Source organism: Lysinibacillus sp. BSL11, from assembly GCF_052928325.1.
Genome location: NZ_JAVGCX010000022.1, coordinates 51,600 through 66,526, shown reverse-complemented (window position 1 = coordinate 66,526; position 14,927 = coordinate 51,600). Strand labels below are relative to the sequence as shown.

Sequence of the window (14,927 nt, the reverse complement as noted above, 5' to 3'; positions counted from 1 at the left end):
CTATTATAACCATTATCGAGGTCAGTGGAATTTAAAAAAGCTGCCGCCTGTAAAATACAGACTGCAGCTTCAAGAAGTTGCCTAACCTTTTTCAAAATGTCCTTTACAAAGGGTACAGTTTAATTCACTTCCGTCACCTTAAATTATATTTGGGTTTAGTATATCCAGTTCAATTACAACAATCCCCATTCAAGTAAACGGCCCTTTTCATGGTAAAGCACAATTCTTGCTTCAGAATTGCGCCCGATTTCGGTATAAAAAATTTTATCTATTGTTGATATTACAATAGTTTTCACTTATCCATGAACGCAACTTATCTGCATAGAATGGGCGTTCATCTGGTTCAGAGTAATAACCTTTGGTTAGGTATAGGTTATCGTTTTCATATCTTGGATAGACGTGGAGATGATAATGCCACACATCTTGATTTCCAGCAGGTTCATTATGTTGTCGAGTAGAAACTCCATCACAACCATATGTATTTTTCATGGCAAACGCTGTCAATTGAGAAGCACGATGAATTTCAGCAGCTACTTCTGCTGGAAGCTCATATATATTCTCGAAGTGTTCGTTAGGAACAACGAGAACATGCCCCATGTTATTAGGCCACCACTTGCTTGCTATAAACGCTGTTACATATTTATTCTGATAAATAATGTCTCTTTGTTTAGTTCCCTTATTTGGTTTTTCTTTACCTGATACTACTCGACAAAATGGGCATTCGTACGCTTCTGGTTTATGTGAATATAATTCCATATCTCGTTATCACTCTCCTTAGTTTTGAAAACTCTGTTCCTTTTACTATCCTTTAAAACTTATAATAATCATCTCAAATATCCATTATTTCTACAATCAGTTATTCAGCAAAATAGCCCTTAAACTGAAAAAGACACATTTCTTTATTAAAGAAATGCGCCCTTTAATTGAATAACTAAACTTCATTTTGTAGCTTTTAAGTGTGTTTTTAAACTTTCATGTATGCGCGATTTATCCTCACCAACTGTATTAAGGCAGTTAAATTTTTAAATGACTCAAAGGTTTTTTCTTAACAAAATTATTTTCAATAGATTGAAGAACTTCTTCATTACCAGGTAAACTTACAATTTCTTTTGCTTTTTCAAAAGGAATCCATTGATATTCACTATGTTCGTCGTTTAAAAAGACAGATTGCTCTTCGTGAACAAAACCTACAAACACTGGTGCAATGTAAATGTAATTTTCTTGCGGAGAAAAAATTTGGTCAAATTGATTAGAAGAATACAATTCGAGTTCTGTGATACCTGTTTCTTCTGCAATTTCTCTATAAACAGCTTCTATTGCCGTTTCCCCATCTTCAATACCGCCTCCTATATAGCACCAAATATTATTTAAATTAAGAGATGTTCTTTTTAGTAGTAAAACATGATATGTGTTATTTATTTCTTTTAATAATACAGCAGCGATACCTGTGGACTTAATAGGAATAACATTCATCGTTTACACCTACTTTCATATTTTAGTTTCAAAAATTTTTATTAATTAGACATTATTAAATAAAAAAGTTCCAAAAGCGTTGTTGGGGACTTTATTTTGCTTACCGTTGTAAATCCAAATGAACAACAATCAGAGTAATTATTTTTTATTTTTTAGTTCTAAAAGTATAGGTGCTATATTTAGTAAGATAGAAACAATTGTCAGAAACCAAAACGCCTTATTCATATTAGGTATTTCCCTTAAAGCCGACCAATCTTCACCTTTTATCCAATTAGATACAAGGCTATGTTCTGCACAGAGTGTCAATGCTGTAAATGATAACCCCATTGCCATTGCCAATTTATAATCTTTACCTGTCCCATACATAAAAAGATTTATACAAGTAGCTACTATAGCAATAAGACCTAATATTAACCACATAATGACACCTCCCTTTTTCAATATAGACATAAATTGTAATTAAATTGTTCCCAAACCCTCGTTTGGTAATTTTTAATAAAAAGTTGTTATTCCACAATATGGCCCTTTTCATGAAGAAAGACGCTTTCCTAATTTCAGAAGAGTGCCCGATTGTTGAAGATCGTTTTTGAACTAAAGCACCTGGTTAGTTCAATAAGAAAAAAAGAGCTGCATACGCAACTCAATTATTTTTAACAAATTCTTAATATATATTTACCCCTAGAATATATGTCAATTCATTCATATATTTGTTATTTATAGTTTTCAAGATAGTTTCCTTTTTCAAAAATTTCTTTTGCACTTAAGGCAGTCCATTCCTCTAGAGTTTTATCAGGATTTAAGTCAAGATAGGATTTAACCATCTTGTAGCCTTCACTATAGCCGTAAGATATCGGCAACCCTTTTCCGCCATTTAAAATTTCTAAACTACGATTACTGTCATAATTTTTTAAATCAGGTTTAACTTTAGACCACAAAACCTTGTTGTAAGTCAAGTAAATCGGAGTATAGTCGTAGTCAGGATATACAGATTTTTCAAACATGACCGCTTTTCCTTCAAAAACCATATTATCCAAAACAGAAAACCTGTCCCCATTGGCATGCTTTTCCGCCCAAACACTGTGATGGTATTCGTGGGCAACGATTGACTTTAAAGCATCCCCCAAAACATTTAGATTAAGTGGGATAATAATTTTGCCCGCCCCTACTGCGAATGCCCTCCTATTATTGGTAGAGGAAGGGAATACACAAACTGCTACATCACTTTGAGAGGGTAGGAGGTCAGCTGATTTCAAAAGGGATTCTTGTATAAGTTGATTGATTTCTGCTTTACGAGTCTCCATTTTTTCACTTACCACTTCTATTTCTGTTAACCCATTAGGAATCGTATTAAGAAGGTTTTCTGCCATATGAAGGTATTCTCCATTTTCAAAACAATCTTGATATATGGGTTGAATAATCTCATTATTATACAGTTCTAAGGTTTCCGAGGTTGAAAGATTCGGATTATCTTTGACCTTTTCAATATACGGATAAAACAGTTGATTGGCATAAATGATTTTGTATTTTTGTTTGGTTTGAGGGTGCTCAAATGAGAACATCATTTCTTTGTCAAGTGTTTTTTGCTCTTTTTCTGTTTGTGTACAAGAAGTAAGGGTTAGACATGAAATTATTAGAATAAACACAACAACAATGTTTAGATATTTTTTCAAAAAAAACCTCCTTATGTAAAAAAGACTATTTGTAAATAATATTACCATATTTTAGTCTATTTTCGTCTATTAATTCTTGAACTAAACTGCCCCGTTAGTTTAAGTGAAAAGCTTCAAAATCTTTTACTCAATAATTCAACAATAATGTCCACTTTTATTGAAAACGTTTATCAATAATTTGGCCCTTTAATTAAAAAAAGCACTGATTCTTGTTACAGAATCGCGCCCGATTGTGGAAGATTATAAGCATAATTCTTGCTAAACTAAAGCATCCCGTTAGTTCAACAGCAAAAGTTTATTAATTCTTTATTTTCCTTTATGTAAAAACTTCAAATAAAGCAAGAAGGAAAATAACAATATTATTGCATAAAACCAAATTGAACGATACCAAGCATTCTTAAATTCCACCCAAAAACCCCTTCCACCTAGTTCTGGAGGCAAAGCTGAATAAATTGAAACTTCAATATATAGCATTAAACTGAAAAATAAGAATAAAGGAAGAAAAAATACCCACACCAAAAGATTGGATTTCATAAAAGTCCCCTTTCTATTTCACAAAACTATTAATAACAGTAGAGAATTTATAAGTTTAACGTTTGTATTTAGATGAAAGTTCCAATATAAAAAGGAGATGGTACTTCAACTAACCTGCACCATTAGTTTAAGTAATCTTCACAATCTTCGCGTCCAATAATTATTGTATTTTATTCTATTAAATGGCCCGTTTGTTGACAAAAAAATCCTGCATTTCAACACAGGATTTTTATCAAACTTAATATGAATGATCAATCTTTGTTTTTAACGATTAGTCATTTTTATAAAACTACAATATAGGGATAGTGGTTATTTTATTGTACCTAATTTTATGGACTGCTAAAATTCGCAGTTTTGGATGTTTTTTATCAATCCGTATTGCGTTATGCTAAGACCGTTCATTTATTAGCAAGGAGGGGGAGTGCTACTTCTGTTTAGTTCAGGTAGATTGACATTTTATTAGATAGCGGCAAGTAAAGCGTTACTTGGGATCAAGCAAATTGAAATTTATGGAATGACACATTACATAAAGAGGGCTAATGACAATAGGAAAACGACATTCCACAAAGGAAGGAAACAGTCCTTAAAGGACGAGAATACGTGATGAATTCCTAGTATGAAGAAGGGATTAAAATAATTTGTAGAAAGGTAGGAAAGTGTATGAACTCAACATCCGTTTCACTGAATGTGCGTGATTTCCTGTCGCCCACCATCGCTGCTTTTATATCTGTCTTAGTTAACTATGGGGGCACTTTTATCTTGGTGTTTCAGGCTGCCAAGGTTGCTGGTCTAAGTCCAGAAATGACTGCATCATGGATATGGTCGATTTCCATTGGTGTGGGGGTAACGGGTATCTGGCTAAGTTACCGATACCGTGAACCCATTATTACAGCTTGGTCAACACCAGGCGTAGCGTTTCTTGTTTCGGCTTTAGCTGTTACCCCATATGCTGAAGCCATTGGAGCTTATATTATTTCTGCAATAGCATTTGTTTTGTTAGGTTTATCAGGCATGTTCGAACGTTTTGTCCAACTCATTCCGCCAGGCATTGCTTCAGGTTTATTGGCAGGTATTTTATTACAATTTGGTATTTCAGCCTTTGGTGGTGCGAAAGTGGAACCTTTACTTGTTATCGTCCTGTTTACTACGTATATCGTATTAAGAAGGTTTACATCTCGCTATGCGATTGTCGGTATTCTAGTCATTGGCTTGATTTATTTAATAAGTATGGGGCAGGTAGATTTCAGCCATATCGAGTTGGCCTTCGCCTCTCCTGTATTTGTTGCGCCAACGTTTTCTCTACATGCATTATTGGGTGTGGCTTTGCCGCTTTTTATTATTACCTTAACAGGACAGTACATGCCAGGCATGCTAGTGTTGCGAAATGATGGATTTAAAACGAGTGCCAATCCGATTTTGATTGTAACAGGATTGGGATCACTCCTGACAGCCCCCTTTGGATCACATGCTTTTAACGTAGCAGCAATTACAGCAGCCATCTGTACGGGGAAGGACGCTCATGAGGATTCAAGAAAACGTTATATTGCAGGTATTGTCTGTGGCATTTTTTATATAATTGTCGGTATTTTTGGGGTAACATTGGCTGCATTGTTTTTAATTCTCCCAGCTACGTTCATTGCAACATTAGCGGGATTAGCGTTGCTAGGTACAATTGGTAGTAGTCTTGCCAATGCATTAACAAATCCAATTGGGCGTGAAACAGCACTCATTACTTTTTTGGCAACAGCCGCAAATGTTACTTTACTTGGAGTTGGCGGGGCATTTTGGGGGCTTGTAGCAGGTTTGGGCGCACATTTATTAATGAATGTTCCATTGCTCAGAAAACAGCAAAGCATAAATGAGGGACAACAAATTAGACAAAGATAATATCACTACGAAAGGTGGTTTTTAACATCGATACGACGAAATCAATAGAAGCCTTCGAAATAGCAAAAAAGCTTATGCCTGGTGGGGTAAATAGCCCAGTGAGAGCATTTCAATCAGTTGGGATGGAGCCAATTTTTATGAGTCATGGGAAAGGCTCAAACATATATGATATTGATGGCAATAGCTATATAGATTATGTGCTATCTTGGGGCCCATTAATTCATGGACATGCAGATAAGGAGGTTTCAGATGCACTTCTTGAAGCCATCCAGAGGGGGACAAGTTTTGGCTTGCCAACTTTACAAGAAAATAAGCTAGCCACATTAATATCTACTCGCCTACCTTCCATAGAGAAGATTCGAATGGTTAATTCGGGTACAGAAGCAACAATGAGCGCCATTAGACTAGCTAGAGGCTTTACTGGCAAAGACATCATTGTGAAATTTGATGGAAACTATCATGGGCACAGTGATCATCTATTAGTAAAGGCAGGCTCAGGAATTGCTACATTCAGCCTTCCTGATAGTCTGGGTGTACCTTTAGAGATCACTAAGCATACAATCTCCATTCCTTATAATAATATCGAAGTCCTGAAAACGATATTTGATAAATATGGCTCACAAATTGCAGCAGTTATCGTAGAACCGTTTGCAGGCAATATGGCGGGAATACCAGCTAACCCTGAATTTCTTCAAGCAATACGTTCTTTCACTACAAAATATGGTGGCCTATTTATACTCGATGAGGTCATGACTGGTTTTCGTATAGATTACCACTCTGCTCAAGGGCTTTATAACATAAAACCTGACTTAACATGTTTAGGTAAGATCATTGGTGGTGGAATGCCTGTCGGGGCATATGGTGGAAGAAAAGAAATCATGAATCATATTGCACCTGAAGGTAGTATTTATCAGGCTGGAACCTTATCGGGTAATCCAATCGCTATGGTAGCGGGGTATACCACAATCAATAAATTAAATCATAACAGTTATTCGTATATCGAAGCGTTAGCAGATAGGCTTATACAAGGCTTATCAAAAGTAGCTCATAACTATCATATTCCACTTAAAACAACGAAAGCTGGAACAATGATTGGATACGCATTCATCGATCATCCCTTACAAAATTTTGATGATGCTCAAAAAATAGATGCTGAGATGTTTCGCCGTTTTTATAAAGAAATGCTTAAACAGGGTATACTTCTACCTCCTTCTCAATATGAAAGCATATTTATCTCGACTGCTCATTCCATACATGATATTGATAGAACGATTCATGCTGCAGATGTAGCCTTTAAAAGGATGCTATCATGTAATTAGATAATGCAAGGTATACTACAAACATCCTATATCTATAAAATGATCGATTTGATAGTATAATAATTATTGACTGTACAAAACTATTAATTTTCGCATATTTTAACAATCTCTATTCTAACTGGAGGTGAATTGAATGTTACAAGTTAACCGAGACGATAAAAATCCTATATGGCAACAGTTACTTGACCAAGCTATTCATCATATTACAACAGGCAAATGGCCACCAGGGGAGTTACTTCCTCCATCCCGAGAACTCGCCTTATTAGTAGGTGTTTCACGCTCAACTATACAAATTGTTTATGAGGAATTATTTAGTCGAGGGTATACCGTGACAAATTGGCGTGGAGGAACAAGAGTAAGTGAATGGGGATTTAAAACCAACTTGGCAGAAGAGGTGATTCCTCAAGGACCATCTACGCCAACATTACCTTTATTAAACGTGGCAGTTGATGAATTAAACAGTTGGTTTAGAGGCAAAGAAATTGGAAACGTCGCAATCGATTTTTGTCCCCATGAGCCGTATTTGGACGAGCATTTCCGAAAAACTTGGCGACAATCGTTTTTACAGGCTTCAGCAGAAACAGATCTGACCAATTGGGGCTATGGCGATGCCTACGGTTTCACACCGCTCCGTGAACAGATTCAACGTTACCTGACATTTGAAAGAGGGGTACATGTAGAGATTGACCAAATCATCTTAACCTCTGGCGCGCAGCATAGCATCGATCTGATTGCCCAAGCCCTTCTAAAGGAAGGAGAAACGGTTTCTGTTGAAGATCCTGGCTTTCCTGCAGCCTGGATGACCATGAAATATAGGCGTATGAATGTTGTCGCTGTGCCCGTGGATGAGTATGGCGTACAAGTAGAGCAGATTGATCCACAAACCAAGCTTATTTTTGTTACACCTTCGCACCAATGTGCAGTGGGTGTCATAATGTCTGAGCCACGCAAACAACAATTGCTGCAAAAATCTGCGAAAAATCAATTTTGGATTGTAGAAGATGATTATGATGGTGAGTTTAGGTATCGAGGTGGCCCGCTTCCTACCTTGTTTAGCCAACAACCCCACAACACATTATATATGATGAGTTTTTCTAAAATGGTTGCTCCTGGCATACGAATATCGGCAGTTATCGGCCCAAAAGATGCCATTCGCCAGCTTGCACAAGTACAACAATTAACCTATCGGCATCTTCCCATTATGGAGCAATTAACGCTTGCTCATTTTATTGAGCACGGTCATTTTATGCGTCATATGAGGAGAGCCAGAAATGTCTATCGACGTAGACATGAAGCGATGACAAAGGCAATCATGGCAACAGGACTAGCCGAACGTTTCAAGCTAAGTGGCATTGAAACGGGTTTGCATATGCTTCTTGAAGCGGAAGAATCGTTTGATGAAGAAGCAATGACAAACCTCGCACTCGAAAATGGGATACGTGTTTATCCACTTAGTAAGTATTGCTTAGAAAATAATCGAAAAGGATGGGTTCTAGGCTTTGCTAAAATGGATGAGCAAGCCATTGAGGAAGGCATTTTTCGTCTTGCAAAGATCCTCTTGCAAGAAACGTAATCATTAGCCGGGCATAAAGGGAATTGGAGGTTGCGATACTATTGCCATACATTCATGAGTTTGGGATCATTGCTTGTATAGAAAAAGACAAGGAGTATGCTGCTTATGAACCTGAAAAATACAATTGCATCGGTGTAGATGGTGACCTCTTTGATGAACTGCTTTCAAAGAATTTTGGCAAAAAAATACATCAACTCGAAACTTTTGCACACAACACAAATAGGCCATTTAAAAGTCTCGCCTATTTTGGGATAACCTTGATACCACCGAGCTCTCATAAACAATTTTTAAATATGGTGAGAGAAGCCAATGTCGAATACCAATCTGCAGAACTTGAAGAATTAATCAAAAAAATAGCTGAAGCAATAAAACAAGATAAATGGATGATTCATTATGGTGTTTAATTTTGTCAATACATATGGGTAAGAGGAAGAGGCGATTGTTCAATTAGAGCAATCGCTTCTTACTATTAATGGGGAGATGTGTTGAAATGACAGTTTCCTAAAAACTTCTAAAACATTTTGAACGAAATGCAACAATGTTGAGTCTAATGAGAGAAGGAGGCGAAAAAGGATGAAATTTGAATTAGAGAAGCGTGCTATACGTGGAGATCAAGAAGCGATACTTTCACTGATTGAAATGGATGAGGATATTTTATATCGCATGGCCTTTACATATATGAAAAATGAGCAAGATGCTATGGACGTGATGCAGGAGCTTGTTTACAAGGCACTCAAAAAAATGCATACCGTTCAACAGCACGAATATGCCAGAACATGGCTTGTACGCGTCTTAATCAATTGTTGTAAAGACCATTTACGAAAACGTCCACCGACTGTTCAGATTGAGGAACACCACCTATCTGAATGGGTCATCTACTCAGATATGGAGAGATTATTGGAACATTTATCTTTATCGGAGCAGCAACTCGTCTATATGAAATATTTCCAGCAACTAAAAAACAAAGAAATTGCTGAGCTCAATCAAATTCCTGAGGGTACTGTAAAATCGAAGCTTCATCACATTTTAAAGAAGCTTAGAAGCTTTGCTAGAGAAAAGGAGGACTGGCTATGAGTAAATCATTAATTGACGTTCCAAAGGAGAAACTGCAACAAGTTCGCATGGACATGTTTCGGAAAGTTCAACGAGAAAAAAGAAGAAAGAAGCGCATTGTTTCGGTTGCATGCATCTCCATGCTTTGCCTAAGCCTTCTCTTTTCAATTCGCGTCTCGCCAACGATTGCTAGCCAAGTTGCCAAAATACCTGGCTTTCAAGCAATTGTATCAGCGATTGCAATAGATAAAGGAATAAAAGATATTGTAGATCATGAATACTATGAAGAAATCAATGTGACGCAATCTAGAAAAGGTCTAGCCCTTACATTGCAGGGCGTGATTGCCGATAATTCGGGATTTGTACTGTTCTATGACGCTGATGCCTCATTTGATATTTCAAAATTAAACTTAGAAGAAGTTCAATTGTTTCAAGGAGATGAGGAGATTGAATGCGGCTGTACGTTTACTAGAAATGCAAGCAATCAAACATACATCTCTTCCTCAGTGGAATATAATTTTTTAGAGCCTATCGCCTATATTTCAAAGGATTTTAAAGCAGTTTTTCACTTTCATGATGAAGAGAAGGGGAACATTGAAATTACTTTACCGTTTTCACTGAAAAATGAGGTCGCAAAGGAGAAAATTTTTACTGCGAATCGTACGATCGATGTCAATGGGCAGAGGTTTACGATTACACAAATTCGCCGTTCGCCATTAAAAGTGGCACTCGATATTGAGGTAGCCAAAGATAATACAATGCAACTATTAGCGCTGGATGATGTTGCCGTCATGACAGAAAGCGGTGAGCGCAGAGATAGTATTAGAAATGGCATTTCAACAGGTGGAGATATTCGCGATGGCAAATTTACACTCTATTTGCAAAGTAATTATTTCGATGATCCAGCGTCATTGACGGTTATGATTGGCGCAGTTCAAGCTGTGCCAAAGGGTGAGGATTTTATCGAAGTTGATTTTGGCACAAAAGAGATACTCACGAAGCCTACTTATTTTAAGGGGGACATTTCAATAGTGCAGCAAAGTGTAGCGGTTAAGATGAATAAAAATAATGAAGGCAAATTATTAATGCTCTCTGACGCCATAAAAGAAGATGGCACGCCATTAGAATTCAAAAGTTTGACTATTTCACGAGACGAGCAGTATGTAGTGGAGACATCACAATTTGAAGAATATAATGGAAAAGTTAAGCTATATTTAAACTATTACCCTCATCCGATTGGGGAAAATATTGAAGTAAATATTCCATTGCAATAAATGCAGCAGCTGTTCAAAAAGACGAACCTTTTTGAATAGCTGTTTTGCTATTTTCCGGAATTAGTTACATAGCTAGCTCTTTTTTCTTTTTGAACTTACAATGTAGGGTAGTTGTAGAGCGATGATGGTATAATTTAAGGTAAACTTACTTTAAACGGAGGTGTAAAATGGACTCTTTAGAATTAAACAAATCAAAATATATGGTCTCTAATATCAAAGACATTTTGCATAATAAGCTTAATCTTGCAAAACCGTTGACTAAAGATGATCTCAAAAAAATAAACATAGTTAATCCCCCTGTACACGATAAAGAGAAGTATCTTATTCAGGAACAGTGGTTATACAGGATGAATATTGGGGAATGGGAGGATGTGGAGATTATTGTCCAAGGAAATAATGAAAATCCTGAGGTAGGGATCATCGAATTAGCAGAAAGAATTTTCGATGAACTCCATTTACATATAAGCTGCGCATTGGAGTATTTACATAAGTTTTTTCCTAATCAAGAAATAAACAGCTATTATTTATCTACAATAAGCTTTGGAAATATGGCTAACTTTGATAGTTATATATTTTCAGGCTTTAGTTTAGCTTTTATTTATGAGGGTCACTTTGAATTTCAGTATAAAGTGAAATTTAAAGAAAATGGTTGGCCTATTGGTTTTGAGGGTGGGCCACTTTAATTCAATAGGAAGGAATGCTATCCCATGACAAAATCGTTTTGAAAAGAGGGCGTTGAATGGAAGGTTTTTTCTTTATACTGATAGGCTTTTTGATTGTTGGTGCAAATGTGATTGGGTTTGTATTCTACAAAAAAAAGAAAAATCTATATAATGCGGCTTTCATCATTTTACTACTGGCAGGTGTATTTGGTGGGTTAGGAAGCGTATTGGCACTTTTAATTATACGTGACCCCTTTGCATTATTCTATGGATTAAACATTGCCTACTATCTACTCATTAATAGTTTGATTGTATTTATTCTGGCGATTTTAGTTACGATCATTCAAAAATTTACTAGAAGTAGAATCATGTGACTAACGATCGTGGTGCGTGAGCATTGAGTTGTTTATGAACGAACTACTATTAAAAACGTTAGGTGGGAAGCTATGCATAATTTGTCGGGAAAGGTTATTCTTATCACAGGTGCTAGCTCTGGGATTGGCTTTGCCACGGCTGAACTAGTGGCAAAATACGGGGCTAAAGTAATTATCAATTATCATACAAATGTGGAAGGTGCCAACGAAGCTGTCCAACGAATTCAAGAACAAGGTGGAGATGCCATTGCCATTCAAGCGAATATTGTGAATAAAGAAGACGTGAACGCAATGGTTGCGCAAGCTATTTCTTCATTCGGCACAATTGATGTTTTAGTGAATAACGCTGGAGGCGGCATCCGTCAAAGTACATTTATGGAGATGAGTGAAGAGCTCTGGGAAGAAACATTCAAGCTAAATGTCAATAGTGTGCTCTTATGCTCTCAAGCTGTATTAAGACATATGATTCCGAAGAAATGTGGAAAAATTATTAATGTCTCTTCTGCAGCTGCACGTATTGGTGGAGCAGGGGAAAGTATTCATTATGCATCTGCTAAGGGAGCTGTCAATACAATGACGATTGGTATGTCCAGAGAATTAATTGACTATGGAATTATCGTGAACGGGGTAGCGCCTGGAATGGTAGAGACACCCTTTCACGATAAATTTGCTCCTGGCGACAATCGGCTTGAACGGATGGCTTCCGCTGTACCAATTAAAAGAGCTGCAGCGCCTATAGAGATAGCAGAAGTAATTGCCTTCCTTTCTGCCGATGCCTCAAATTACATCCTTGGAGAAATTATACATGTGAGTGGCGGTAGATAAATAAAAAAATAGGCAAATTATTATTGTTCTCGTCTATGTACTAACAGTCGTAAATTTCGGATTCTAAACAAGCTCCACATTAGATGTCCTTAAATTTTGGGGCAAAAAAGGTAGGATTTGTTTGGTTATTTTATTAAATCTGACACTACTTGAACAATTAAGAACAAAAAAACGATTGGTAAAATAATTTGAATCCATTTTGTTTGGATATAATGAATGATCTTTAAACCTAAGAAAGAGCCAGCAATAGAGCCAAGTGACACAGGGATAGCAATTTCCCAATTAACAATGCCAGTAAAGTAATAAAAGAGAAAAGCACCTGTACAGCTTGATAACGAGAGCATTCTTGTTAACTCGACTGCTTTTAAATAATGGTATTGTTTTTTCAAGAAATAGGTTATATTCATTAGTGCTGAACCTGGTCCAAAACCTCCGTCATATATGGAAATTGCAAATGGAATGAGCTTGTTCAAAGGTTGTTCCTCTGTTTCTTTTACATCATTGACAATCCATTTACTACTGCAAAGGACAAATAGAAATGCGAAAATTAAGCTTATACAAGCGACGACATTCATGATTTGTTCCGATAAGAGGATTGCTAATAATGCACCAAATACTCCTCCTATACTAGAAACAATCATGAAAGAAAAATATTTTTTTACAGATAGACGCCCTTTTATGACAAACGAAACAACATTTGATAGGGCTGATAAACCTGTAGCAAATTTATTAACAGCAACCGTTGTATGAATCGGAATGCCGATGAGTAATAATGCAGGCATCAAAATAAAGCCTGCTGCACCAAATAAAACGCCTATTATGGCTGCGAGTAAACCAATTGTAAATAAAATAACTCCTTTTACTGTTAACCATTCCTGTAGTAAAATTTCCATTCAATCACCTCAATACTTAAATTACTGGTAAACTATACATAAAACAAATATATAATTATTGCTTATTCATAAATATTATTTATGGATAGAAAGGTTGGAATGGAATGAATTTACATGCATTGAGGATCTTTACGAATGTAGCCAAGCTTGGGGGAATTACTGCAGCAGCGAATAGTATGCTACTAAGTCAACCTGCTGTTACCATACAAATTCGAAAATTAGAGAATGAAATAGGGGCAAAATTGATTGAAGGTAAAGGGCGTGGAATTCAATTAACGCCAGAGGGGAAGTTTTTATACGAGCAAGGCATGCGTTTATTTTACTTAGAAGCACAAATCGATGAGAAGCTTGGTAAGTTTTTAGCAAAGGAAGACAAAATACATATTGCGTCCTCTTACATCCCCATTAATTATATACTTCCGCCTATCATAGCTAAATACAAGCTAGCGCATCCTCAAATTGAATTTTTTGTATCGTTAGGCAATGTTCAATCTGTGGAGGAGCAAGTTCTGAATTATGAAGTAGATTTTGGTTTTGTCGTTCAAAGTAAAATTGGTCATGAAGATTTACAATTTGAAAAGGTATTGGATATCCCTTTTTGGTTTATAGTCCATCCGTCACATCCTCTCGCAAATCAAACGGTCACCATCTTTGAATTATCGAACGAGGACTTTATTTATCGGGAACGTGGTAGCTCGACACTCGATTTATTGGAGTCCATATTTTACACGTTTAATGCACCATTACCTAAATTAGGACTTCAAATGCAGGGCCTACATGAATCCATCAAAGTAGTGGAAGCAGGGTACGGCATGACTTTAGCTCCGTCCTATAGTGTGGCTGAAAGTATAGCAAACGGGAAACTTGCTCAAGTGTATGTTGAGCAGGCAACTATTCAGCAAAGTTTATTTATATGTACACGTAAATCGGATATAGCTGAGCAACCATTTATTCAGTTTTTAAACACCCATTTGCATACATTAAAGTAACCTAAGTGATGGACTAGATGGAGAAAAAGCATTTAGCATGCTGATTTATAAAAGGCAAAATGTTAAAAATGCATAGATACAAAAAGGGAACATCAAATTTGGATGTTCCCCTTTGTATGCTGAAAATAAATCTAAGAGGTAGTAATGAATAAAAAGATGAGAAATTTTGATCTAATAACTAATTTTGAGTATTTATTTAGGGAGGGGAGTCAAGTAGCGATTTATTAGAAAAAGTAAGTAAACTTTGGAAACAGTGATTGGAAAGTAAATACGTGAATACATAGAATCAAAAGCTAAAAAAGTTTAAAAATGAACTATTTATCAAATAAAAATTCTGAATATTCTTATTTCACCCTTTGGAATGCGCTTTCACTACCGACTGAAGACCGTCCATTTTGAAT

At 36.3% G+C, this 14,927-nt stretch carries 15 protein-coding genes; 10 read left to right on the top strand and 5 right to left on the bottom strand.

The features are described from left to right. Positions 1-264: 264 nt before the first annotated feature. The 4 genes from RCJ95_RS21410 to RCJ95_RS21395 all read right to left on the bottom strand — a co-directional run bounded on the left by RCJ95_RS21410 (position 265) and on the right by RCJ95_RS21395 (position 3,143). Complete coding sequence (locus tag RCJ95_RS21410; protein ID WP_221683336.1) at positions 265-756, bottom strand: HIT family protein; 492 nt, start codon at positions 754-756, stop codon at positions 265-267. 258 nt (positions 757-1,014) lie between these two features. Then, the gene (locus tag RCJ95_RS21405; protein ID WP_221683335.1) at positions 1,015-1,473 is read right to left on the bottom strand and encodes an NUDIX hydrolase; all 459 of its coding nucleotides are present in this window, start codon (positions 1,471-1,473) and stop codon (positions 1,015-1,017) included. Between the two features lie 138 nt (positions 1,474-1,611). Continuing rightward, positions 1,612-1,893 (bottom strand): hypothetical protein, encoded by a 282-nt coding sequence (locus tag RCJ95_RS21400; RefSeq protein ID WP_221683334.1) that lies wholly within the window; start codon positions 1,891-1,893, stop codon positions 1,612-1,614. Positions 1,894-2,183: 290 nt separating this feature from the next. After that, positions 2,184-3,143 (bottom strand): DUF2268 domain-containing putative Zn-dependent protease, encoded by a 960-nt coding sequence (locus tag RCJ95_RS21395; protein ID WP_221683333.1) that lies wholly within the window; start codon positions 3,141-3,143, stop codon positions 2,184-2,186. A 1,194-nt stretch (positions 3,144-4,337) separates the two neighbouring features. Here RCJ95_RS21395 and RCJ95_RS21390 point away from each other — a divergent pair. The 9 genes from RCJ95_RS21390 (at position 4,338) to RCJ95_RS21350 (ending at position 12,644) form a co-directional block, all read left to right on the top strand. Continuing rightward, complete coding sequence (locus tag RCJ95_RS21390) at positions 4,338-5,564, top strand: benzoate/H(+) symporter BenE family transporter (protein WP_369579052.1); 1,227 nt, start codon at positions 4,338-4,340, stop codon at positions 5,562-5,564. A gap of 26 nt (positions 5,565-5,590) precedes the next feature. Beyond that, positions 5,591-6,883: a glutamate-1-semialdehyde 2,1-aminomutase gene (hemL, locus tag RCJ95_RS21385; RefSeq protein WP_312130701.1), complete on the top strand. Its 1,293-nt coding sequence runs from the start codon at positions 5,591-5,593 to the stop codon at positions 6,881-6,883. 133 nt (positions 6,884-7,016) lie between these two features. Continuing rightward, entirely contained in the window at positions 7,017-8,456 is a 1,440-nt protein-coding gene (gene pdxR, locus RCJ95_RS21380; RefSeq protein ID WP_313150227.1) for a MocR-like pyridoxine biosynthesis transcription factor PdxR, read from the top strand. A gap of 41 nt (positions 8,457-8,497) precedes the next feature. Then, the gene (locus RCJ95_RS21375; RefSeq protein WP_257522230.1) at positions 8,498-8,860 is read left to right on the top strand and encodes a hypothetical protein; all 363 of its coding nucleotides are present in this window, start codon (positions 8,498-8,500) and stop codon (positions 8,858-8,860) included. 169 nt (positions 8,861-9,029) lie between these two features. Next, complete coding sequence (locus tag RCJ95_RS21370; protein ID WP_257522229.1) at positions 9,030-9,530, top strand: sigma-70 family RNA polymerase sigma factor; 501 nt, start codon at positions 9,030-9,032, stop codon at positions 9,528-9,530. Next, positions 9,527-10,783, top strand: coding sequence for a DUF4179 domain-containing protein (locus RCJ95_RS21365; protein WP_274769030.1), 1,257 nt, complete (start codon positions 9,527-9,529; stop codon positions 10,781-10,783). Before RCJ95_RS21370 ends, RCJ95_RS21365 begins: the two co-directional genes overlap by 4 nt. Before the next feature lie 167 nt (positions 10,784-10,950). Continuing rightward, entirely contained in the window at positions 10,951-11,466 is a 516-nt protein-coding gene (locus RCJ95_RS21360) for a hypothetical protein (protein ID WP_312130682.1), read from the top strand. Between the two features lie 56 nt (positions 11,467-11,522). Further along, complete coding sequence (locus RCJ95_RS21355) at positions 11,523-11,819, top strand: 3-isopropylmalate dehydrogenase (RefSeq protein WP_221683326.1); 297 nt, start codon at positions 11,523-11,525, stop codon at positions 11,817-11,819. A gap of 72 nt (positions 11,820-11,891) precedes the next feature. Beyond that, on the top strand, positions 11,892-12,644 hold the full coding sequence (locus RCJ95_RS21350; protein ID WP_274769025.1) for an SDR family NAD(P)-dependent oxidoreductase: 753 nt from the start codon (positions 11,892-11,894) through the stop codon (positions 12,642-12,644). Between the two features lie 125 nt (positions 12,645-12,769). Here the strand turns inward: RCJ95_RS21350 and RCJ95_RS21345 are convergent, their stop codons facing one another. After that, the gene (locus RCJ95_RS21345; protein ID WP_274769023.1) at positions 12,770-13,537 is read right to left on the bottom strand and encodes a sulfite exporter TauE/SafE family protein; all 768 of its coding nucleotides are present in this window, start codon (positions 13,535-13,537) and stop codon (positions 12,770-12,772) included. 104 nt (positions 13,538-13,641) lie between these two features. Between RCJ95_RS21345 and RCJ95_RS21340 the strand changes: the two genes are divergently transcribed. Then, the gene (locus RCJ95_RS21340) at positions 13,642-14,526 is read left to right on the top strand and encodes a LysR family transcriptional regulator (RefSeq protein ID WP_446722754.1); all 885 of its coding nucleotides are present in this window, start codon (positions 13,642-13,644) and stop codon (positions 14,524-14,526) included. The last annotated feature ends 401 nt before the right edge of the window (positions 14,527-14,927 follow it).